The organism is Sporacetigenium mesophilum DSM 16796 (assembly GCF_059569055.1).
Genome location: NZ_JCANUR010000001.1, coordinates 406,732 through 429,341, shown reverse-complemented (window position 1 = coordinate 429,341; position 22,610 = coordinate 406,732). Strand labels below are relative to the sequence as shown.

Annotated in this window: 20 protein-coding genes and 1 pseudogene; 6 read left to right on the top strand and 15 right to left on the bottom strand. The window is 30.1% G+C overall.

What is annotated here, in order from left to right:
- The first annotated feature begins 1 nt into the window (after nt 1).
- The 3 genes from BS62_RS02110 to BS62_RS02100 all read left to right on the top strand — a co-directional run bounded on the left by BS62_RS02110 (nt 2) and on the right by BS62_RS02100 (nt 3,735).
- Entirely contained in the window at nt 2-976 is a 975-nt protein-coding gene (locus BS62_RS02110) for a sensor histidine kinase (protein ID WP_496489584.1), read from the top strand.
- A gap of 109 nt (nt 977-1,085) precedes the next feature.
- Nucleotides 1,086-1,841: an ABC transporter ATP-binding protein gene (locus BS62_RS02105; RefSeq protein WP_496489583.1), complete on the top strand. Its 756-nt coding sequence runs from the start codon at nt 1,086-1,088 to the stop codon at nt 1,839-1,841.
- Nucleotides 1,831-3,735: an FtsX-like permease family protein gene (locus tag BS62_RS02100; protein ID WP_496489582.1), complete on the top strand. Its 1,905-nt coding sequence runs from the start codon at nt 1,831-1,833 to the stop codon at nt 3,733-3,735. Before BS62_RS02105 ends, BS62_RS02100 begins: the two co-directional genes overlap by 11 nt.
- A 46-nt stretch (nt 3,736-3,781) precedes the next feature.
- On the opposite strand, the gene BS62_RS02095 is transcribed toward BS62_RS02100, so the two are convergent.
- From BS62_RS02095 to BS62_RS02075, 5 genes are all read right to left on the bottom strand, one after another.
- Nucleotides 3,782-3,979, bottom strand: a complete 198-nt coding sequence (locus BS62_RS02095; RefSeq protein ID WP_496489581.1) for a PspC domain-containing protein — start codon at nt 3,977-3,979, stop codon at nt 3,782-3,784.
- A gap of 184 nt (nt 3,980-4,163) precedes the next feature.
- Nucleotides 4,164-5,501 (bottom strand): metallophosphoesterase, encoded by a 1,338-nt coding sequence (locus tag BS62_RS02090; protein WP_496489580.1) that lies wholly within the window; start codon nt 5,499-5,501, stop codon nt 4,164-4,166.
- A 38-nt stretch (nt 5,502-5,539) separates the two neighbouring features.
- Entirely contained in the window at nt 5,540-6,016 is a 477-nt protein-coding gene (gene ybaK, locus BS62_RS02085; RefSeq protein ID WP_496489579.1) for a Cys-tRNA(Pro) deacylase, read from the bottom strand.
- A 64-nt stretch (nt 6,017-6,080) separates the two neighbouring features.
- Nucleotides 6,081-6,827, bottom strand: a complete 747-nt coding sequence (locus tag BS62_RS02080) for a SagB/ThcOx family dehydrogenase (protein WP_496489578.1) — start codon at nt 6,825-6,827, stop codon at nt 6,081-6,083.
- A 208-nt stretch (nt 6,828-7,035) separates the two neighbouring features.
- Entirely contained in the window at nt 7,036-9,138 is a 2,103-nt protein-coding gene (locus BS62_RS02075; protein WP_496489577.1) for a YhgE/Pip family protein, read from the bottom strand.
- A 288-nt stretch (nt 9,139-9,426) separates the two neighbouring features.
- On the opposite strand from BS62_RS02075, the gene BS62_RS02070 reads away from it, so the two are divergent.
- Both BS62_RS02070 and BS62_RS02065 read left to right on the top strand, forming a co-directional pair.
- Nucleotides 9,427-9,921: a TetR/AcrR family transcriptional regulator gene (locus tag BS62_RS02070; RefSeq protein ID WP_496489576.1), complete on the top strand. Its 495-nt coding sequence runs from the start codon at nt 9,427-9,429 to the stop codon at nt 9,919-9,921.
- 80 nt (nt 9,922-10,001) lie between these two features.
- A pseudogene (locus tag BS62_RS02065) lies at nt 10,002-10,820 on the top strand (alpha/beta fold hydrolase); the annotation flags it as partial.
- A gap of 97 nt (nt 10,821-10,917) precedes the next feature.
- Here the strand turns inward: BS62_RS02065 and BS62_RS02060 are convergent.
- The 7 genes from BS62_RS02060 to BS62_RS02030 all read right to left on the bottom strand — a co-directional run bounded on the left by BS62_RS02060 (nt 10,918) and on the right by BS62_RS02030 (nt 18,578).
- Nucleotides 10,918-12,030, bottom strand: coding sequence for a YkvI family membrane protein (locus BS62_RS02060; protein WP_496489575.1), 1,113 nt, complete (start codon nt 12,028-12,030; stop codon nt 10,918-10,920).
- A gap of 82 nt (nt 12,031-12,112) precedes the next feature.
- Nucleotides 12,113-13,420, bottom strand: coding sequence for a sarcosine reductase complex component B subunit beta (gene grdF, locus BS62_RS02055; protein WP_496489574.1), 1,308 nt, complete (start codon nt 13,418-13,420; stop codon nt 12,113-12,115).
- Between the two features lie 26 nt (nt 13,421-13,446).
- The gene (gene grdG / locus BS62_RS02050) at nt 13,447-14,733 is read right to left on the bottom strand and encodes a sarcosine reductase complex component B subunit alpha (RefSeq protein WP_496489573.1); all 1,287 of its coding nucleotides are present in this window, start codon (nt 14,731-14,733) and stop codon (nt 13,447-13,449) included.
- 56 nt (nt 14,734-14,789) lie between these two features.
- The gene (locus BS62_RS02045; protein WP_496489572.1) at nt 14,790-15,185 is read right to left on the bottom strand and encodes a GrdX family protein; all 396 of its coding nucleotides are present in this window, start codon (nt 15,183-15,185) and stop codon (nt 14,790-14,792) included.
- Between the two features lie 273 nt (nt 15,186-15,458).
- Nucleotides 15,459-16,097 carry a GntR family transcriptional regulator gene (locus BS62_RS02040; protein ID WP_496489571.1) on the bottom strand — a complete coding sequence of 213 codons (639 nt, stop codon included), beginning with the start codon at nt 16,095-16,097 and terminating at the stop codon, nt 15,459-15,461.
- Nucleotides 16,098-16,250: 153 nt separating this feature from the next.
- Nucleotides 16,251-17,678, bottom strand: a complete 1,428-nt coding sequence (gltA, locus tag BS62_RS02035; protein ID WP_496489570.1) for an NADPH-dependent glutamate synthase — start codon at nt 17,676-17,678, stop codon at nt 16,251-16,253.
- Nucleotides 17,679-17,696: 18 nt separating this feature from the next.
- The gene (locus BS62_RS02030; protein WP_496489569.1) at nt 17,697-18,578 is read right to left on the bottom strand and encodes a sulfide/dihydroorotate dehydrogenase-like FAD/NAD-binding protein; all 882 of its coding nucleotides are present in this window, start codon (nt 18,576-18,578) and stop codon (nt 17,697-17,699) included.
- A gap of 536 nt (nt 18,579-19,114) precedes the next feature.
- On the opposite strand from BS62_RS02030, the gene BS62_RS02025 reads away from it, so the two are divergent.
- Nucleotides 19,115-20,071: an ornithine cyclodeaminase family protein gene (locus tag BS62_RS02025; protein ID WP_496489568.1), complete on the top strand. Its 957-nt coding sequence runs from the start codon at nt 19,115-19,117 to the stop codon at nt 20,069-20,071.
- Between the two features lie 73 nt (nt 20,072-20,144).
- Here the strand turns inward: BS62_RS02025 and BS62_RS02020 are convergent, their stop codons facing one another.
- From BS62_RS02020 to BS62_RS02010, 3 genes are all read right to left on the bottom strand, one after another.
- Complete coding sequence (locus tag BS62_RS02020) at nt 20,145-20,567, bottom strand: PPC domain-containing DNA-binding protein (RefSeq protein ID WP_496489567.1); 423 nt, start codon at nt 20,565-20,567, stop codon at nt 20,145-20,147.
- A gap of 44 nt (nt 20,568-20,611) precedes the next feature.
- The gene (locus BS62_RS02015) at nt 20,612-21,622 is read right to left on the bottom strand and encodes an SPL family radical SAM protein (RefSeq protein WP_496489566.1); all 1,011 of its coding nucleotides are present in this window, start codon (nt 21,620-21,622) and stop codon (nt 20,612-20,614) included.
- Between the two features lie 101 nt (nt 21,623-21,723).
- The gene (locus tag BS62_RS02010) at nt 21,724-22,308 is read right to left on the bottom strand and encodes a hypothetical protein (RefSeq protein ID WP_496489565.1); all 585 of its coding nucleotides are present in this window, start codon (nt 22,306-22,308) and stop codon (nt 21,724-21,726) included.
- Between the last annotated feature and the right edge of the window lie 302 nt (nt 22,309-22,610).

Sequence of the window (22,610 nt, the reverse complement as noted above, 5' to 3'; positions counted from 1 at the left end):
TATGAAATTTTTTTTAAAAGATAATATTTCTTTTTTAATAACATACTTAATAGGCAATTTACTAACTATTTTTTACTGCTTTATTATTAACACTTTAGCTACATCTGATATTTTATACATTTTAGTTTTTAATTTATTTATATTAATTTGCTTCTTAGTTTATCGTTATTTTAGAAATAACAAATTTTATAATATTTTGTCTAGTGAAATAGATGACTTCAATCATTATGTTAAAGACTTAGGAAATTCTCCACTATCCAAAGGGCTTGAAAATATACTTAGAAATCAATATACCTTATATGAAAAAAACATACAACAGTACAATAAGATTCAAGAAGAACACATGATGTTTATAAATTTATGGATTCACCAAATGAAAACTCCCCTAGCTGTTATACAACTTCATATTCAAAATAATCATTCAGATGAATTATCACAAAATATTAAAGAAGAAGTTGAAAAGCTAAATAGAGGACTTACTATGGCCTTGTATTTTGCTAGGTTAGATTCATTTCAAAAGGATTTTCACGTTGAAAAAGTGAACCTAAATAAAGTTGTTCTAGAGATTATAAATAATGAGAAAAGATTTTTCATAAAAAACAAGGTGTTTCCTCAAATAAATACAGATCCTAATTTAATAGTTCATAGTGATTCAAAATGGATAAACTTTATAATCCAACAATTAATAATAAATGGAGTTAAGTATTCTAAAGGACATAGCTCAAAGCTGATAATATCTTCAAACCGAATAAATAATAACGTTGTTTTAGAAGTTGAAGATATGGGTGTTGGAATTCCTCAAAAGGATATAAGAAGAGTTTTTGATCCATTTTTCACTGGAGAAAACGGAAGAAAATTTGGAGAATCAACTGGTATTGGATTATACATAGTAAAAAAAGTATGTGATAATCTTGAACACAAAGTTGAAATTGAATCTGTTGTAGATAAAGGAACTAAAGTTAGAATAATATTTTAGTCAATAACCTTACAAAGATGTAATAAAAATGAAATATTAATAGATAGTTGGTATTTCAATTACATTATAAAATAAACTCATAGAATAAATAATGTAAGGAGATGACATGATGGAAATGTTAAAAGTCAATAATTTAAGTAAGGTTTATGGAGATAAAGTTGTATTTAATGTATTAAAAAATATAAGTTTTAGTATAGAAGCTGGGGAATTTGTTGGAATAATGGGTCCATCAGGTAGTGGTAAAACTACTCTTTTAAATATGGTTTCTACAATAGACAAGCCCACATCTGGAGATGTTTTTATAAACAATAAAAATATTTTAAAGATAAAAAAAGATAACCTTTCTTCATTTAGAAGAAAAGAACTTGGATTTGTATTTCAAGATTTTAATTTATTGGATACTCTTACAATTGGAGAAAACATAGTACTTCCATTAGTACTTTATAATTATTCTTTAAAAGAACAAGATAAAAAACTAAATGAGGTTGCAAAAATATTAGATATTCAAAGTTTATTAAATAAAAGAAATTTTGAAGTATCAGGTGGTCAAGCACAAAGAGCAGCTATAGCTAGAGCTATTATCCACGAGCCCTCTATTCTACTTGCCGATGAGCCAACAGGTAACTTAGATTCAAAATCAGCAAAAAATGTTATGGAGTTGTTTGAGTATATAAATAAAGAAAATAATGTGACTACTATGATGGTTACACACGATCCTTTAGCTGCTAGTTATTGCTCTCGTATACTGTTTATAAAAGACGGCAAGATATTTAATGAAATCCACAAAGGAGAAAGTAGACGAGTATTTTATCAAGAAATTATAGATGTTTTATCATTATTAGGTGGTGATACTAATGAATTTTAGTCAATTTGCCCTTAACAATGTTATGAGAAATATAAAATCATATTTGGCATATTTCTTAAGTATGAGTATATCTGCAGCGCTGTTTTTCTCATTTTCTATGTTTATTTTTCATCCTGACTTAAATGGAGGGATATCTTCAATAAATGTTGCATCTGGGTTTCTCATTGTAGAAATTATAGCTTATGTATTTTTAATTTTCTTTGTTTTTTACTCTGCTAGTGTATTTCTAAAAAGTAGGTACAATGAATTTGGGACACTATTTATGCTTGGAATATCAAAAAAACAACTAAATAAATTGATTTTAATAGAAAACATAGTAATAAGTGTAATATCAGTGCTATTGGGACTTATTGTAGGGTTAGTTTTTTCTAAGTTTCTTTTGATCATCGTTTCTAAATTATTAGATTTGGATTTATTAAAGTTTTATTTTCCTAGTGAATCTATAGTTTTAACCTCACTTTCTTTCTTGTTATTAGGAATTATTATATCAGGATTTACATCTTTTATAGTTAAGGAAAATGAAGTATTAGAATTACTTAAAGGAACTAGAAGTCCTAAGAAAGAACCAAAGCTATCAGTAGTTCTTTCATTACTATCTATAGTTCTTCTAGTAGTAGGATATTATTTATCATCAACAGCTACTATAGATAACTTGGCTAATATTATGCTTCCCGTTACTGCAATGGTCATTATTGCTACTTACTTTTTATTTTCTCAATTTAGCGTTTTTTCAATAAAACTATTAAAAAGCAATAGAAACTTTTATAGAAAAGGCCTTAATTTAATTTGGATATCAAATTTATTTTATAAAATAAAAGATAATTCACGTATGTTCTTTATAATAGCAATAACATCATCAGTATCATTTTCATCAATTGGAGCATTTTATGCTTATTGGAAACAAACAAAAGACTTAGTTTCTAAGTATTATCCTCAGACATTTTTTTATGCTACATTTAGTGATTTAAAATCCAGTAATGAACATATAGATTTTCTTGAAAAAGAACTTGGAGATAAAAACTTTAAATATAATAAAGTCACAGGAGAATTAAAGGCATATGTAAATAGTGACGGAGATTATTTGGATTTAGGTTTAATCAGTGAAAGCAATTATAACAAGTTAGCTTCGTCTCAAAATTTAAATAAAATTGACTTAAATAATAATGAAACATTAATATTCTCAGAAGGTACTATAAAAGATTCTTTAAAAATAGATAAAAATTATAAAATAAAAGAAGTTTTAAATAAAGCTTTATTACCTGAATCATTTGCCTATGTAGCTGTACTTGACGATAAGGAATTTGATAAAGTAAATTCTAAATCTACTATAAAACTAGATAATAAAGAATTTGATAAAATAAGCCCTGGTTATAATAAAGAAATGTTTGCTGCTTATTATATGAATAATCAGGATAAAACCCTTGGTATAGGGAATTCTTTTGATAAACAATTTGGCTTTGAGTCTGATGAGCATCTAATGTTTTCATATGCATCAGAAATTGATACATCTAAAAAAGCAGTTGGATTATATTTATTTGCAGCTACATTTATAGGTCTTATTTTCTTCTTTACTACAGGAAGTTTTATATATAACAAGATTTATACTGACGTAATTGAAGACAAGAAGAAATATAGAGATATGAGTAAATTAGGATTGTCTTATAAGGAAATTAAAAAAATAATAACTATTGAAATTGGAATTTTATTTTTACTACCTTATATAGTTGCAGTTATACATTCTTCCTTTGCACTTAGCTCATTACCTAATGCCTACAATATAAAAGTAACAGGCTCTGCTTTCTTAGTTATGGGTAGCTTTTTATTAGTACAAGTTCTTTATTTCTTAATTATAAGAACTAAATATTTTATGGAAATTAAACAAAACTTAATATAATAATAGAAAATCCCCTACCTCACTATAAGTTAGGTAGGGGATTTTTTTAGTAATTAGGATTAGGATTTTGTGGAATTACTATTGCACAAATTATATATGCTAATAGTCCACTTCCTCCTACTAGTATAAATAGTACTAAGGCTAGACGTACAATAGTAGAATCAATATTGAAATATTCAGCTATTCCACCACATACTCCTGAAACCATTTTATCTGAATTTGATTTATATAATTTATTTTTCATATAATCCTCCTAAAAATTATTCTTTTCAATAATAACATATTTATATAAAAACCTACAAACAAACTTAAAATTAATTATATTATATATTATTATTTAAAGGAATAAATGTACAACACTTTTATAAGAATAATAAAATATAAATTACCCCCTACATCACTGCCAGTGACGTAGGGGGGCATAATTGTTACTTTGAAGTTTTATCATTTGGAATGTGGAGTTTATTATTATCGTCAGCATTTGCATCAATTAATCTTAATAAATTGTCTCTAAAAGGAGCTTCTTCATACTTCATCCATAATTTGAAACCTGGTGAATTTTTAATTTCATCTGTAACTATTTCTTTTTCACCTTCATAATATCTTATTTGTATCTCTATATAAGTCCCACCCATTAATTTAAGTTCTTCACTAGTATAAAAATCAGTAATTCCAAGTCTAGAAACAATCTTTGAATACATCATATTTGCATAAAAATTCATAGCAACTTCATTGAAATTATTAAGATTTTTATCTACTATTCCCTTTTCTTTTGACCAACCTTGTACATCAACTCTTTCTGTACTATAATCAATTCCATTTTTAGGTGAATATTTTATAACTCCATATTGTTGAGGATATACGGAAATAGAACTAGTTACAACATCGTAAAGCGAGTTATCTTTGTTTTTTATATCCTGAATATGTGTATGTCCACTTAAAGCTAAGCTTATATCATATTGTTCAAATACCTTAATAACATCTTCGTTGTTATTTATTGTGAACCCTTTATTTATCCTTTTACTATGGTCTAATAAATTATGATGCATAACAGGAATAAGCTTTGCACCATTTTCTTTTGCCAAATCCCCACATTCTTTTATCCATTTAAGAGTCTTTGGAGAAATTCTACCATCTACTTGTGGATATCCAAGTTTTAAATTATTTTCATATTGTGCAGTATCAATCATCAATAACCATGTATCTTCTGAAGGTGCAGCAAGATAGCTTAAGGTAGTTTTATCTCTAGAAATAGCCTCTTTATATCCAAAGTTTTTATAGATTTTGCTAAAATCCTTTTTATTTATATAGTCTACCAAATATTGCTTGTCATCTTTAAATCCCCTTGCATAAGGATTGAGTATATCATGATTTCCTGGAATAACATAAACTGAAGTACCTATTCTTTCAATTTCTTTTAATTTTTTTGCCAATTCTAAATGACTTTCTTTTTCCCCATTGCTAGTTAAATCTCCACTGATAATGAGGACATCAGGCTTTTTCTCTTTAACATTATTTGCAAAAGCATCCAATATTTCATTTATATAATTTAATTGTTTTCCATCACCACTATTTACAAACTTCTGAAATGCTTCACCTTTATCATTTATACTTGGTGGTATATAGTGAGTATCGCTTGTTATAAAATAGGTAACTTCTTCTCCAGATTTAATTTTAGATTCTTTAGGACTAGTGTATTCAAATATACCAAATGCAAGAATTATTAATATAATTATAAATGTCAAAATTCTCTTATTGATTTTCATATAATTCTCCACTTCTATAGATTTTAATATTATTTATTTTAATGTATAAAATCTTTAAATTCAGCATTGCAAGCTTCAGCAAGTTTAGATGTCTCTAGTTCTATTTGAATTCCAATTTTCCCCGCACTTACAACGATTTTATCTATCTCTAATGCACTACTATTAATAAATGTTTTATAATTTTTCTTCATTCCTATAGGAGAGCACCCTCCCCTTATATAACCTGTATGTTTTAATATATCTTTTACATGTATCATCTCAACCTTTTTTTCTCCTGCTGCACTTGCAGCTTTTTTTAAGTCTAATTCATCTTTAACCGGCACAATAAATACATATAAGTTTTTGCTGTTTCCTTGAACAACTAATGTCTTATAAACAAACATTGGCTCTTTTCCAATTTTCCCGGCAACTGAAACACCATCAATTTTTCCATCATTACTTTCATATGTAATAACATTATAATCTATTTTCTTTTGATCTAAGATACGCATAGCATTAGTTTTGATATTTGCCATATTATACGTCCCGCTCCTATTCTATATTGAATTTTTATTATTGTCATTTGTTATTGTATATAAGTTAATATTTGCCAACTGGTGCTAAATAAACTACAAATTCATTTTCTCCATCTACATTAATTAATTTATCTATTTCTTCTTGATCATAGGCTCCTATTGCACATGTACCACAGTTAATAGCTTCACTAGCAATATAAAGATTTTGACATAAATGACCTGCATCTAACAACATATGTTTATGAGATGATATATAATATCTCCACTCACCCCTATAAGGAATACATGTCCATATAAACGTTACTGCACTTTTGCCTACAAATATTTGATCATGTGAAATTTTAGAAATTTTTTCTTCTAGATTATCATCTTCAAAAATTAAAGCTAGTTGATTATTCAAAGCTAAATAACGATATAGCCCCTTTTTAAGTCCATCAACTTTATTTATTATTAGATAAGTTTCAAAGGGATGTCTAGCACCTGCAGAAGGTACTGTTCTTATTGTAGCATAGTTGTCACCTCTAATATCCTTTACCCCTTGTGTTGACCAAAGAAGAAATGATAGTTCTTCTAAGCTAATATTTTCTTCTTTGTACTTTCTACGACTTTTTCTAGAATTAATAATATCAAATACATTTGTATTTAAAAGTACATTTTCTGCTGCCTTTGGTAAATCTATAATTTCTAAGTAATTTTCACATGTTTTTTCTAGTGGTGGTTGTGGTAATTTCTTTTCTTGATCTGATTTTATATCATTCCACTCTGAAAAACTAGATTTCATAAATTTTCTTAACTGTTTTAACTTCTCCATGGTAATCCCCCTAATTTTTATACTTATATTTTAATATATAGTTCTATATTAAAATTATATTATCCTGTATACCCTTTGCATCTAACACCTAACTTATTTGAAGATCCAACTTCAATGAAACATATATTAATTATATCATTTATTTTTTATATATTTAAATAAAATAAAACTACTCAATTAATCGAGTAGTTTTATGATTTCTATATTTTTAAATAACTTGTGAATTATCAATTACTTGTTCTTTCTTTTTCATTTTATCAATCATTAACCTTATTAGAACTCCCCCACCTAATGATACTAACATAAAAATCATTAATATGACAATATTCTGGCTTAGTAAAGATGAGTTAATTCCAGATATAATCATTCTAAGTGTATTAACTGAGTAAGTCATAGGTATAAACTTCCCTATAGCTTGGTAGAATACAGGGGCTGTTTCTATTGGGAAAGTTCCCCCAGATGATGCCAGTTGTAGTAATAATACAATAAACATAATTGGTGCTCCTAAAAAACCTATTGCATAAGATACCCCATACATGATACTGAAGAATACTATCGCAATAAACATATTGCTTATATAAAAGCTAGTTATATTTACCGGGCTAATTCCAAGCCATTTTATAAGAACAAAGCTTAAAATTAATGCTTGAATGACTACAAGACCACAACCTATTATAAACTTTCCAATAAAGCTACTTAAAAACTTATTCTTAACTAATTTTAAAGATTTTTCAATAGAAATTATAATGTTTAGAAGCATTATTCCTATCCATAATGACAATGAAATAAAATATGGCCCAAAGCCTTCTCCATAATATTTAACATCATTTATTGAGCTATTTTTTAAAGATACTGGTTCTGAAACAAACTTAGACATATCTTCAGAGCTAAACTTAAGATTATCGCTTATTCTATCATAACCGTTGTTTAACCCACTGCTAAGTTTGCCTACTCCGTCATTTGCATCATTCAATCCACTACTTAAAGAAGTTGAACCATCACTTAACTGTTTTAATCCATCTGATAGTTCCCCTGTCTTTATATTAGCTGTATTCAGCCCTGAAAGTATGCTGCTACTTCCATCTTTAATTCCATTGGCCCCGTATATTAGTTGATCTAAAACAGATTGTGCCATACTTTGGTTATCAGCTAACCCATCTGCTAATTGACTAACACCTTCAGAAACTTGTTTAGTACCTTCTTTTAATTGTCCTATACTACCAACTAGAGTTTGAGCGGAATTTCCAGACTTTCTCAAAGGCACTTCAATATTTGTACTCATATTTGATTTATTAACTTTATCAACAGCCAAAATTGCAGCTTTTAATTTATCTTTATCATCTTGACTTAAGTTAGAATTGTTTATGTTATCTAGTTGGGTATTTAATATTGATGATGCCTGGTTAATGCCATCTGAAGCTGTCTTAACACCATCTGCCAATGAATTTAGATTTGTGTTAAGAGAATTATTTAATTGTTCTGCTCCTTTTTCAATAAGCATAGCACTATTATTGACATCTGATGCGCCTTTTACTAACATAGGAATTTGATCATTAGACTTAGTTAAACCACTTTTGAAATCATTTAAACCGTTAACTAATAAAATAGACCCATTAACTACCTGGTTTTCACCATCCATAAGTGATTTCAATCCACCTTCAAGCTGTTTTGAACCCCCAGATGCTGAAGTAAGTCCAGTTGTTAATTTATTACTTCCATCTAAAAGCTTTTGTGTACCAGCATGAAGCTCATCTGCTCCATCACCAGCATCTTTTATAGAAACTTTCACATCATATAAGCTATTTACAAGTGCTTTAGAAATTTCTTCTTGAATATTAGAGCTCACTTCTAACTTAATGTTATTCGCAATTTTTTCAGAAATTTGAGAGAAAATAAAATTCTTTCCTTTATTAGCCATATATATTATCTCTGGGTTACCAAACTCTCCATCTTGAGAATTTGCCACTTTTTTAGAGAAATCTTCAGGTATTTTTATAACTGCATAATAGTCAGTACCTTCTAACCCCTTCTTGGCTTCTTCATAACCTACAAATTTCCAATCTACTTTATTGTTGTCTTTGAGATTGTTCTCTAATTCATTTCCTATGGCATATTCTTTGCCTTCTTTAGTAAATGATTTATCCATGTTTACAAAAGCCACAGGTACTTTATCAATTCTACCATATGCATTCCATATGGACCCAAGATAAATAGAAGAATATAACATTGGAACAAACATTACAGCAATAATCGATATAGCTATAATAGTTATTAATACTTTCTTATTATCTTTTTTATTTTTTAAGTTCATAACTTTACCTCCCTTCGATGTCATTATTTCATAATTAAATAAAATATAGTTGAGTTCTAATATGCAAAACAATTGTATTTTAATCTACACATGTGTATTATAGGATATGTGTTGTATATCTTCAACCATCAATGTATTGTGTCTTTGTCGGTAAATCAACAAACTTTAAATATATGTCTATTATTTTAATAATTAATAATTTTGTGGAGGTTTTTTATGAATAATATAAAAATTGACAGGCGTATACGCAGAACAAAAAAACTTCTGCTTCAAAGCTTAACAAAGCTTATGTCCAAAAAAAAGATAAATCAAATCACAGTAACAGAACTAACTGATCTTGCAGATGTAAATAGATCGACTTTTTACCTTTATTATAAAGATATATTTGATATGCTTGAACAAATAGAAAATGAACTATTTGATGATTTTAGCGTGGCCTTTGAAGAATTTTCAAAAGACATAGCTACTTATGACAATATGTCATCGTTTTTTACTTTTGTATTTGAGTTTGCTCAAGAAAATGCGGAGATTTGCAAAATATTACTTGGACCGGATGGCGATTATTCTTTTATAGAGAAGTTTAAGAAAGTTATAAAGCAATCTCAACCACACTTAGGTATTGAAATATCTCCCCTAGATTTAAACTATTTCAGGCCTTTTGTCATATCTGGTTACATAGGTGTTATACAACAATGGTTAGAAGATGATATGAAAGTCTCACCAAAAGATATGGCTGTATTTGTTACTGGGATTATAACGAATGGAATAAATTCTTTAAAATAATCCATAACTATTTTTATAATTCACCATTTGCCATTTATTGAATAATCTATATACTATAGACATTTTATAAATGGAGGTGGCAAATGGGGTACTATATTAAAGTTGAACAAAACATAGAATGCTATGTAGAAGATCTTAATCCTCTGGGAAAAAAAACAATAGTATTTCTCCACGGATGGCCAGGAAGTCATAAGCTGTTTGAATATCAATTTAATGTACTTCCAAGTTTAGGATTTAGATGTATTGGAATAGATACAAGGGGCTTTGGAAATTCAGATAGACCTTATGAAGGATATGACTACGATAGATTGTCAGATGATGTTAGACGTGTAATTGAAACATTAAATCTACATGATATTACACTAGCAGGTCATTCTACTGGTGGAGCAATAGCCATAAGATATATGGCTCGTCATAAAGGTTATGGAGTATCCAAACTAGCTTTGTTTGCTGCTGCAGCTCCTAGTCTTATCAAACGTCCTAACTTTCCTTATGGCTTAGATAGAGAAGCTGTCCTGCAAATTATTGAGGGCACATTTACTGATCGCCCTAAAATGCTTCGAGATTTCGGTGATATATTTTTCTATCATCATATAACCGAGCCTTTCTCAGAATGGTTCTTTGGATTAGGAATACAAGCAGCAAGTTGGGCCACTGCAGCTATTGCAAATACCTGGCTAGATGATGAAAGACTATTTTCAGACTTAGGAAAAATCAATGTACCAACTTTAATTCTTCATGGAATTCATGATAAAGTTGTTTTATTCCCATTAGCTGAGATACAAAAACAATGTATTAGAAATTCAAAACTTATACCATTTAAGTTTAGCGGACATGGATTATTTTATGATGAAAAGGATAAATTCAATGAGGAATTAGTGAAATTTATTGTAGAGTAAATTACCCATAGCTTAAATACAAAAGAGGAACAATCATGCAAAATGCGTAATCGTTCCTTTTTTAATTATATTTAATTATTGATATTATTTCAAATAACTAAAGAGATTTATCATTTATAGTATTAACTTTCTTGTTACTGGCAATATTTCTAATGCTTTTTATCACCATTAAAACTAATAATAGTACTCCTACGTATCCGTTTATAACATAAATAACATTTACAAGTCTATCAAAAGGCACATTTAATCCAATGAATGTCCCTACTATAGCTAATACAACAGTAATAAGCTTAAACTTACGGCTCTTCTCATCTGCAATCCTTGAGCAAACTGTCCAAAGAAGAGGTACTGCAGTAGTGTATATTCCCGCTATAACAGTAAGTGAAAATACTATTGCTACAATAGGATGTATTTTTGATGCTAAAATTAAAGATGGAATCATAGAACCTGCAACATCTTCAAGGTTTGCCATAAGACCTAAGGCTACAATAATTACAGCTATTGCAAAGGCTATTGCTCCAATAATTGCTCCAAGAGCCGCTTCCCTCTTGCCATCTGCTGTAGCCCCCATTGAAGACATAAAAGATGCAAGCCAAAGCATACAAAATCCTACATATGAACCTGCTGCATATAACCAATGATTTGATGCCTTCATTAAATCCAAGGTAGGTATTAACTCATTTACTGAGCCTAGGTTTGAAAAATTTCTTGTGAGAGAGAATACTCCTAATAATATGGATAATACAACTATAACAGGTCCGATTACCCCTATTACATCAACTATTTTACCAAGACCAAAAACCACTGTTCCTATAGCAAGGATTGACATCAATATGCCTCCCACTGCCACTGGTAAATTATACTGCTGATTTAAAGTAGCTCCTGCTCCTCCAATCATTACAATAAAGGACATATATATAAATAGTATGGAAAAATAATCGTAAAACTTTCCGATGTATTTTCCACAATAATAGGTATATATGTCACTGCCCTTTGAAAACTTCTTCTCATATCCTACTGTGATAAAGCTTACTCCCACGTATAAAAACAAACACAGTACAACTACTGCCCCTGCAATACCTAGATATCCGTAGGCAACAAAGTATTGCATTATTTCTTGCCCTGTGGCAAATCCAGAACCTATTAAAAATGCTATAAAAGCTCCTGCAAAAGAGATTATTTGCTTTTTATTTAATCCGCTATTATCCATAGATACACCCCATTTAAAATTAACCAATTAATGCATGGAATTTTCTTATGCATTAATTGGTTTTTATTTATCTGTACATCTTTTATTCAAATACTGTTTGCTCTTCTACCTCTGTTTGTAAGGCTTTTAATGCTCTTTCAACTAAGCTTCTTCTTAATTTTTTGCTCTTTTCTTCTCCTAAATTTGGATCTCCTAGTGGATAAGGTATTCCTATTGCTGGTATTATTCTATTTGCACCTATAGTTAATGATATTGGAACTACTGTACACATGTGAACTACTGGTATTCCTACTCTTTCAATTTCTTTTACCATCGTTGCACCGCAACGTGTACAAGTGCCTCATGTAGATGTTAGAATAACTGCTCCTACACCGTCTTCTAATAGTTTTTTACTAAATTCTTCTCCAAATCCCTTAGCATTTCCTACAGATGTTCCTGTTCCTGTAGTAGCTACAAAGTAATTTGCAAGTTCACCAATTACACCTTCATTTTCCATTTCACGAAGTACATCAAGTGGAACTACTAGGTTTGGATTTTCTGTTACAAAGGCTCTATCGTATCCTCCGTGAACTGTCATAAAATCATCCTTTGATAAGCTATCCATTCCTGTAATGTCATAAACACCATACTTAGTAGCACTTGAAGATTCAATTCTGTCAGGATTTCCTTGAGGAACAATACCTCCAGAAGTTACAACAGCAATTTTAATCTTTGAAACATCTTTTACAGCTGGGTTTGGCGCTACTCTATCGAATACTGGCATTGGATATTCTGTTTCATAAGGCTCACCTGCTATTTTCTTTAAAAGAAGTTCTACTCCTCTTTCAGATCCTCTTTTCTCATGGAAGTAGTTTACACGAATACCTCTTTCTATATAACCTTCTTCCTTTGGAGATAACACTTCTTCATTTTTAGTCATTTTATCAGCAAGTTTGCAAACTTTGCCCATTGATTTTCTCATATCAGCAGCAGAAATTCCTGTTTCTATGATGTGTAAATCTTTTCTAAACATATCAACTCCAGGATTTTCTGGGTACATAGCTGTAATTACTGGGATTCCCATTTCATCTTCTACAGCTTTAGCTATAGTTCCACAAGCTACGCCATATCTTCCAGCATTAAAAGCAGGGCCAGCTACAAATAAATCTGGCTTATATGGTTTTATCATGCTTAATATAGTTTCTTTAGCTTCATCAATATTTGATCCAAAATAGTTGTCGCCACATACTACAGTTGCAACTACTTCATACTCATCTCCAAGTCCTTTTTGAAGTGCAAGTCCAGGACCTACCATACCTTCTCTTATTTCAGGTTTAATATCAGCTTTTTCTTCTCCTCCAATGTTGGCGAAAAATTGGTTTATATAATGAATAACTCTTTTTTTACTCATAATTTATTTCCCCTCCTTGTTTAATTTTAATATCCTTTAGCAGCAAGTTTATTAAAGCCATTTGCAATAGTTGATGCTATTATTATTTGAAGTTCTGCTTCTATGCTTCCATCTTCTTTTAAGCTTCCTTCATATCCGCCTATCATTGTTTCAACATAATCAAGAGTTCCTATAACTTTATCCATTGGTGGGAAGTTTAGTATTACGTTACCATTTCCACAAGATACAAGTGCATCTGCTTCTTCTACTGCATCTGCTAAAGATTGAGATTTACCATCTCTTCCTGGGAATTCATCAGTAATAAGTACAACCTTTATTCCCTTTTGACTAACCTTTTTACAGTTCATCATAAGGTCTGTATCAGGGTTTCCATAACCTTCTTCTGTAATTAACACTCCATCAAGACCTAAAAGCTCACAAAGTTTTGCTGTCATGTCTGAAGATCTTTCTTTATCTGCAAGGAATACGTTTTCATTAGTAAGAATAACTCCCATAAAATTTAAATCTTTCCCATGTCTTTTATATAAATCTTCAATAACTGGGTTATTTAAATGATGATATGTTGTAACCTTATCACAAGGTGCAACGCAGTTACCACTAATTATAGCTCCATCCATAATTTCTGTAGGATACATAAAAGTCGGCACCATAACCTTAGCATCTACTCCATAGTAATATGTATCATGAAGTAACCCCTGAGATTGAAGCATATGAATATAACCTATCTTAGGTAAATCTGGATACTGGTCTCTTTGCTCAAATACAGGCTTTGTTTCATATACAACAACCTCATCTGGCTCTATGTCTCTTCCTGCTTCACCAATAAATGTTGCAACCTTTAATCCTACCATTCTTCCTGCTGCTTCATAATCGTGTGTTTCTAATCCTTCTACAGGTTCAATAACTATACATACATTGTTTGTTTTAGAGAATGGAGTGTAATCTGCTGCAGGACCTGACATGTCAATAAGACCTTCTTGGAAACCTACAATTCTTCCACAAGTAATTACAGTAGCACCTACTAATGCATGTGTTCTACCACTTCCAACTTCCTTAACCTTGTTTATAGTTCCTGGAAATATTCCTCCTGTACCAGATACCTTAACCCTTGGTTCTAATACATCCTTAACAGGAGCTATACGTACTGACTCACCAGGTCTTGCAAGTTGTACATCTACAGATAAAATTCTTTCATCTTCAAGTACTAACTTTTTTATTTCTTCCTTGTTTACATAAAGAGTTCCCTGGTTAACGTGGTTTTTTTCACCAAACTCCACATTATTAATATTAATTTTTCCTAATTCTAGTCTCAAAGTTATTACCTCCTTTTATATTTAACTCCCCCATAATAAAAGAGTTATTAATAATTTTAAATACTAAAGTTGAACATAGGGTTATTAACCACATTTTCTATTAAAGATAAATCCACAGTTTGAAAATCCTTTAGTATTTTTTCACTCCATTTTGGTGTTACCTTAAACTTTAGAAACTTATTAGCTGACTCTAAGCTATTTTCTATAAGCAACACACTATCATAGTGAATTTTTCTATTGGTGTTTTTTACAATAATTGATTTGTAAGGAGTTTGATTAGGCTTTAAGCTCCCTGCCATTGGGTGAGTAATGATTTCACAACCTTCGTGAACCTTATCTCTAGTCATATTTAAAACATCCATATAGTTCCCCTGTTCTAAAAATATAACATCAAACATTTCCTTGTACTTTTCAAAAACCTTATCGTTATTTGTTATGATAACTTTTTCCATAACCTATATCTCCTTTTAAATTACCTTTTTTCTTGTCTCCCTTAATACTTTTTTAAAATCAATAAAAAATCATCTAAACTTCTTTAATAAATCACTTGTATACTATTTGTATTTCAGTGCTTATATTAATATATATTACTGATATACCTGAAATATCCTTCTTTTTGTTAAAATAATATTTAAGTTTACAATTTCTTATGAAAATAAAAAAACCTTGAAATCAACTTAGTTGTAAGTTAATTTCAAGGTTCATATTTATTTGAATTTTAAAATTTATAGCATCTGATTTCTTATTTTTTCTACAAAATCATCTATATGCTTTCTGGAGTATTTCTCTACAGCTTCATAGTTTTTTTCTTTAATAGAATCTAATATTTTGCCTAGGGTATTTGTAAAAAACTCCATAGATTCAAAATACTGCTCACAATAGTGCCAAAGTCTTTCTGTATGTAAATGTAACCCTGCTAAGATTTCAGCAAGACATTGATTACCGCTACTTAAAAAGATAATATCATGGAATCTTTCATCATCTTTAATTGCCCTTTGATAATCTTCACTTATTTTATAAGTTTTCATTCTCTCTAGTATTTCCTCAAGTTCCTCAAGTTGCTCTTTGGAAATTCTATCTACTGCAAGTCTTGCAGCAAAAGGATCAAGCTCTCTTGTAACTTCAAATACAGATTTCATATATTTAAAATCTAAAGGCGCTACCTGTGCACCAAATCTTGGAATTATATTTAGCAGCTTATCATTATTTAACTGCTGAAAAATCTTTCTTATAGGAGTTCGACTAACATTAAACTCTTTAGCTATGTCTTCTTCATTTAAAACTTGTGCTGGTTCATATTCTAAATTAATAATTCTGCTTCTCAATATTTTATATATTTCGTCAGTATCAATTGTTCTCTCCATGCTATCAAGCCCCTCATTCAAAATAATAATACATTACTATTATATATATCTACAAAGAAATAGTAAACACAATATTATATTTAGTAGAAAAAAGGAACAATCAGGCAAAATGCCCTATGCAAATTGCGTAATTGTTCCTTCATTTTAGTATATTTATTTATTAGTACTCAATTCATGACCCACTTTATCTTTCCATTCTTGCATTTCTAAATAATTATTTATAGCACGTGCTGCCTTCTTCCCAGCTCCCATGGCAAGGATAACCGTTGCCGCTCCAGTAACTGCGTCTCCTCCAGCATATACTTTTTCCTTTGTAGTAAGTCCTGTTTCCTCTTCAGTCATAATACATTTTCTCTTGTTGATGCTCAGTTCTTTTGTAGTTGAAGAAATCAGTGGATTAGGAGAAGTTCCTAAAGACATTATCACTGTATCAACTTCTATAACATACTCTGAGTTTGGAATTTCAATTGGCTTTCTTCTTCCTGAATCATCAGGCTCACCTAGTTCCATTTTTACGCATTTCATTCCACTAACCCAACCTTTTTCGTCACCGATTATTTCAGTAGGATTAGTTAATACGTCAAATATAACTCCCTCTTCTTTTGCATGATGAACTTCTTCAACTCTTGCTGGAAGTTCTTCTTCTGAACGTCTGTATACAACATGAACCTCTGCACCAAGTCTTAATGCAGTTCTAGCTGCATCCATAGCAACGTTTCCACCGCCAACTACAGCAACTTTTTGTCCTACTCTAATAGGAGTATCATACCCAGATTTGAAGGCTTTCATTAAGTTTGTTCTAGTTAGGAACTCATTTGCCGATTGTACTCCGTTTAAATTTTCTCCAGGTATCCCCATAAACTTTGGAAGTCCTGCTCCTGATCCTATAAATACAGCATCATAGCCTTCCTCTTCAAGAAGATCATCAATTGTTACTGTTCTTCCTACTATTACGTTAGTTTCTATCTTAACGCCAAGCTTTTTAAGGTTTTCTACTTCATGTTTTACTACAGTTTCCTTTGGAAGTCTAAATTCTGGAATTCCATAAACTAAAACTCCACCTGCCTCATGAAGTGCTTCAAATATAGTTACTTCATAACCAAGCTTAGCCAAATCTCCTGCACAAGCTAATCCTGCAGGTCCACTACCAATAACTGCAACTCTCTTCCCATTACTCTCTTGTTTCTCAGTTAAATCAATATTGTTTTCTCTTGACCAGTCTGCTACAAATCTTTCAAGTTTTCCTATAGCAACTGCTTCACCCTTTATCCCTAAAACGCACTTTCCTTCACATTGAACTTCCTGTGGACATACTCTTCCGCATACTGCTGGAAGAGAGCTTTGTTTAGCTATAATTCTAGCAGCATCTTCAAATTCTCCATTTTTTACATGTTGGATAAATGCCGGTATGTCTATAGTTACAGGACATTTTGTAACACATAAAGGTTTCTTGCAATCTAGGCATCTTGCTGCCTCTTGTTTTGCTTCTTCTTCTGTATATCCTAAACATACTTCTTCAAAGTTTTTTGCTCTAACTACAGCATCTTGTTCTGAAATTGGAACTCTCTTCATTCTACTCATTTTAAGTCCCCCTCCTTTTTATGCCTCGCAGCAGCCGCAGCCACCATGAGAATGATCATGATTATTTCTATATTCAGCTTTTGCCTCTTCTGTCTTATACATTGCTTGTCTTCTCATTGCCTCGTCAAAGTTAACAAGATGTCCATCAAATTCAGGTCCATCAACACATGCAAACTTTGTTTCGTCTCCTACTGTAACTCTGCAGGCACCGCACATTCCAGTTCCATCAACCATAATAGGGTTTAAGCTTACTACAGTTGGTATATTAAGTTCCTTTGTAAGCTTAGCTACAAACTTCATCATTATCATAGGCCCTATAGCAACTACTAAGTCATAACGTTTTCCCTGATTTTCTACTAAATCCTTAAGTAAATCAGTTACCATCCCTTTTGAACCGTAAGAACCATCATCTGTAGTAACATATAAATTACCAGAAACAGCTTTCATTTCGTCTTCAAGAATAAGCATTTCCTTAGTTTTTGAACCTATTATTATATCAGCTTTAATTCCTCTTTCACTTAGCCATTTTACTTGAGGATAAACTGGAGCAGTTCCAACTCCCCCTGCTATAAACATTATTTTCTTATCTTTTAATTCTTCAAGATCTTCATGTACAAACTCAGATGGTTGTCCAAGTGGGCCAACAAAATCTGAGAAATACTGACCAACTTCAAACTCTGCCATTTCTTTTGTTGATGTTCCCATAGTCTGATAAACTATAGTTACAGTCCCTTTTTCTGCATCATAATCACAAATTGTAAGAGGTATTCTTTCACCTTTTTCATGCATTTTTACTATTAAAAACTGACCAGGCTTAGCTGATTTAGCTACTCTTGGCGCTTCAATGTCCATTAAATATATATTTGGCGCCAATAATTTTTTACCTACTATTTTGAACATACTATCCCTCCAATTCCACTATTTATATATAGTGTCTTATATAAATGTTAGTTGTAATGATTTTTAGTTCTCTTTATAGAGCTTTTGATACTTTCTAGTACCTTCCCTGTGTTACTTTATCTCTTGTCTACACAATACACCCACGCAACGGTATTTTAAGTTCTTTTCCTGAAAATGTCAATAAAATATCAAAAATAAACATTTACAGAAAATTCTAAGTATTTTAGCACCTTGAACTATACATATACAGGGGTATAAATTGTAATTTATATGAAGGACTTTGATTTATATAATGTTGTTTACATATCTATTTTAACATACTTTTTCAATCTAAGCACGAACTTTTCTTAATATACGTAACACTATATAAACTTTTGTGTCGTATTATATGTTGTATTCTACAGAATTAATTTTGTTTTTACACAACAAATTTTAATTGACAATAATTACACAATATACATTGACATAGAAAAAAAGCATTGATATATTAATACTAAGAGTTACTAATACATATTATAAAAAAGGGTGTGTTAAATGTGCTATATTTAAGCGGTGAAGACATAAAAAAATTAGTAGACTATGAAGAAGTAATTAAAGTCGTAGAAAATGCTATGCACGTATATGAAACTGGAGATTTTGTAATGCCAGATAGAATAACAGTAAATAGAGGTACAGAAACCTATTTATATATGCCATGTTTTACAGATAATGTAAAGGGAACTAAAGTATTAACTTTATATGAAGAAAATGCAAAAAAAGGCGAGCCTACTTTACACGGTGTTATGTTACTAAATGACATTGAAACTGGTAAAATTGAATGTATAATGGAAGGTTCTACATTAACTGCTTATCGTACAGGTGCTGTAGGAGCTACAGGAATCAAACATACTACTCCTGAAAATGTAGAAAGTATAGGTATCATTGGAACTGGAGTTCAAGGTTACTATCAGAGTTTATATGCATGTAGTATTAGAAATATTAAGACTATAAATATTTTTAATAGAACGCCTGAAAAAACAACTAAATTTAAAAGCGATTTAGAAGCAGCAATCCCAAATATCAAGGTAAATGTTTGCGATAATACATATGAACTTGTTAAAAACTCTGATATTATAATAACTGCAACAACTTCAAATAGTCCAGTTATTCCAGATGACAAAGAATTATTAAAAGGTAAACATTTTATTGGTGTAGGATCTTATAAGCCAACAATGCAAGAATATCCACAAAGTTTATTTGAAATTTTAGATGATATGTATATAGATGTAGATTTTGCAAAAGAAGAAACTGGAGATTTAGTTAATCCGCTACATGAAGGTTGGATTAAAGAAGACCAGGTTCATACACTTGGAAATGCAATCAAAGAGGGAAAAATTAAAACAGATGGAACAACTTTTTATAAATCAGTAGGAATGGCATTATTTGATACATCAGTTGCAGCCTATATTTTGAAAAAAGCAAAAGATAAAGGTGTTGGAACAATACTTGGATAACTGAAAAGCCTTAGTTAGGGATGCTAACTAAGGCTTTTTAGTTATATTAAAGCTAAGCACTTAATATTCTGTATTAATCAAATTTATATACGTTAATTCCAATTTCTTCATTAAATTCTCTATCTACATTACCTTCTATAGCCTCTATCATAATTTCTCCTGTAACACTTATTATCGCTGAATTTAAGTGACCTCCAAATGTTTCATAATCTATATCAGATAAGTTAATATGTAAATGCATATATATTTCATCATTCATTGTAGAAATATTGCCTAAAAGACTTGTTATTTCATAATCTCCATTTAAATCCATTGGATAATACTTCTTATAATATGGTCTGTATATCCCAATTGTAGCTTTATTTACTGCTCCTATTCCTTTTACCCAACCTAGTTTAATGTTTTGCTCTTTACAAAAATTCTTTAGAGTTTGAACAATTTCTTCTCCTTTATCGAGTCTTACAATATATTTATTCCCAAATTTTTTAAATTCCATAGTATAACTTCCTTTCATTATAAACTTTTTAACTTATCTATATATTATACAATATAACTTATAGTGGCTTCAGGCAAATATTTTTCTATATATCCTCTTATAATTTTTTCAGCAGGATTTCTATATTCATTACGATAGGTATATTTCCCTGGTCCCTTTGGTCTCATTTTATTTTTATCTAATAAATTTATTGCCCCGGGCATGCTTTCTGTATTTATATAAAAATTAGATAATCCATAAGTCATAAATATTACTTCTATGAATAGCTGCTCCTTAAGTTTTGGCAATAAAAGTTTTTTAACTTCCTTAAACATGTTTTCATACATTACTTCCCAACCTTCTTCTAAAATTATAGGTGCAATATTTAAGCCTATTTTATATCCAGCTTCAAACATTTTATTTGCTGCAGTTATTCTATCTTTTAAGCTACTTGTTCCAAATTCTACTTTTCTTATAATTTCCTGTGGATTAACAGAAATACGCATTTGTGTATTACCTTTATGATTAGCATTTAACAAATCATCTATAGAATCAAATTTTGTTGCAAAAGTAGCAGTAGCATTTTCTAACTTTCCAAATTCTTCAATTGCCCATCTTAAGTTTCCTGTAATAGTATTTTCAAGTACCATATCAGAATTACAACCTAATTCATAAACCTTATGTTCTCCTACTTTTTTAATCTTTTTTCTCACTTTATCTATCATTTCATCTCTATTCATAAATATCCTTAAATAAGAGTTAGTATTAAAATTACAAACTAAATAACAATAAAGGCAAGTTGCGCTACACCCACTAGAAGTAAAAGGAACAATAAAATCTGCACTTTTATCATTTTGTGTTAAATTAATCGTTTTTCTTTTTCCTAATATTAGGTATTTTTTCATCTTAGTAAATTCCTTATTAGGTCTCTGTCTTAGCTCTTCAATTCTATGATGGGCTTCAATAGGTATGAGTGGAATTTCCATTTTTTCATATCTTTCTAATAACTCTTTTCCTTGTTGATATTCTTTTACTGCTTCCTCATAATACACTCGCGAAGGTATAAAAGGCTTCATCTTAGTCGCTCCTTACAAATAATGATTTAATATATTTTTATACTTTGTTATTATTCCAATTTTATTAAATTCAAAAACCACTCTCTAATTTGAGAGTGGTCTTAAACAACACTTAAGTTTCTTCTTTTTATTTCTGCAATATTGCAATTATTGTCTTGTAATTCTATGTTTTTAAGGTTACCCCTATAAATTATATTACCATTTATATTAAGGAAGTTTTGAGGCCTTACAAGATTTCTTGATATTTCTAAATCTACAATTCCACTTTCTTTTAATATATGGTAAACAAACTCGGAACATAAAAATCTATTTTCATAATATACTTCATTGTTAAGCATACCGTCAATAAGTCCCATATAATTGTATTTATAAATATCACTATTCTTAATAAATTCATTTAATAAATTTTTGGCATCTTCATATTGATCCTTTGTTACTTCAACTTCTATTATTGCACCAGGTAAATTTTTATGATATTTATATACGCCTTTATTAATCTCTTCTTTTCTAAATATTCCCCAAAAAGGATTGTGAGCATACTTTCTCCCAAAACCGTACATATTATTAAGTTCTTTATCTAATGAAATAGCTGCATGAGTATATTCATCATTTTTAATAAACTGTATAACTCTTGATATTGCTGTATTTGTTCTTGTAAGAACTATATATAAATAATGTTTTTCCATTATAAAGTCTCCCCCCTTTGTTGTTATATACACAAAACAAAAGCCCGTTGAGATGATTCTTAAACACCTAACCGGCTAATAATTCCGCTCTTATTTTATTTAGTGTATACTTTTCGCACGTTTCTCTCGTTAATATATCATAAGCTATTAGGGCTTTACTTGCAACAATAAATATTTCATTTCCTATAATTACTTCTTTTGGCAAGTACATGAAATCACAGTTTCTTTGAACTCATAGACCTCTCCCATACCTATAGTTATAATTTCACAAAAATAGCCGATAAAATATAATTTTAATTTTA

Bases quoted from the DNA above. Each gene is read 5' to 3' on its own strand.
- BS62_RS02110 (WP_496489584.1), top strand. From the start codon at position 2: ATGAAATTTTTTTTAAAAGATAATATTTCTTTTTTAATAACATACTTA.
- BS62_RS02105 (WP_496489583.1), top strand. From the start codon at position 1,086: ATGGAAATGTTAAAAGTCAATAATTTAAGTAAGGTTTATGGAGATAAA.
- BS62_RS02100 (WP_496489582.1), top strand. From the start codon at position 1,831: ATGAATTTTAGTCAATTTGCCCTTAACAATGTTATGAGAAATATAAAA.
- BS62_RS02095 (WP_496489581.1), bottom strand. From the start codon at position 3,979: ATGAAAAATAAATTATATAAATCAAATTCAGATAAAATGGTTTCAGGA.
- BS62_RS02090 (WP_496489580.1), bottom strand. From the start codon at position 5,501: ATGAAAATCAATAAGAGAATTTTGACATTTATAATTATATTAATAATT.
- ybaK (WP_496489579.1), bottom strand. From the start codon at position 6,016: ATGGCAAATATCAAAACTAATGCTATGCGTATCTTAGATCAAAAGAAA.
- BS62_RS02080 (WP_496489578.1), bottom strand. From the start codon at position 6,827: ATGGAGAAGTTAAAACAGTTAAGAAAATTTATGAAATCTAGTTTTTCA.
- BS62_RS02075 (WP_496489577.1), bottom strand. From the start codon at position 9,138: ATGAACTTAAAAAATAAAAAAGATAATAAGAAAGTATTAATAACTATT.
- BS62_RS02070 (WP_496489576.1), top strand. From the start codon at position 9,427: ATGTCCAAAAAAAAGATAAATCAAATCACAGTAACAGAACTAACTGAT.
- BS62_RS02060 (WP_496489575.1), bottom strand. From the start codon at position 12,030: ATGGATAATAGCGGATTAAATAAAAAGCAAATAATCTCTTTTGCAGGA.
- BS62_RS02045 (WP_496489572.1), bottom strand. From the start codon at position 15,185: ATGGAAAAAGTTATCATAACAAATAACGATAAGGTTTTTGAAAAGTAC.
- BS62_RS02040 (WP_496489571.1), bottom strand. From the start codon at position 16,097: ATGGAGAGAACAATTGATACTGACGAAATATATAAAATATTGAGAAGC.
- gltA (WP_496489570.1), bottom strand. From the start codon at position 17,678: ATGAGTAGAATGAAGAGAGTTCCAATTTCAGAACAAGATGCTGTAGTT.
- BS62_RS02030 (WP_496489569.1), bottom strand. From the start codon at position 18,578: ATGTTCAAAATAGTAGGTAAAAAATTATTGGCGCCAAATATATATTTA.
- BS62_RS02020 (WP_496489567.1), bottom strand. From the start codon at position 20,567: ATGGAATTTAAAAAATTTGGGAATAAATATATTGTAAGACTCGATAAA.
- BS62_RS02015 (WP_496489566.1), bottom strand. From the start codon at position 21,622: ATGAAGCCTTTTATACCTTCGCGAGTGTATTATGAGGAAGCAGTAAAA.
- BS62_RS02010 (WP_496489565.1), bottom strand. From the start codon at position 22,308: ATGGAAAAACATTATTTATATATAGTTCTTACAAGAACAAATACAGCA.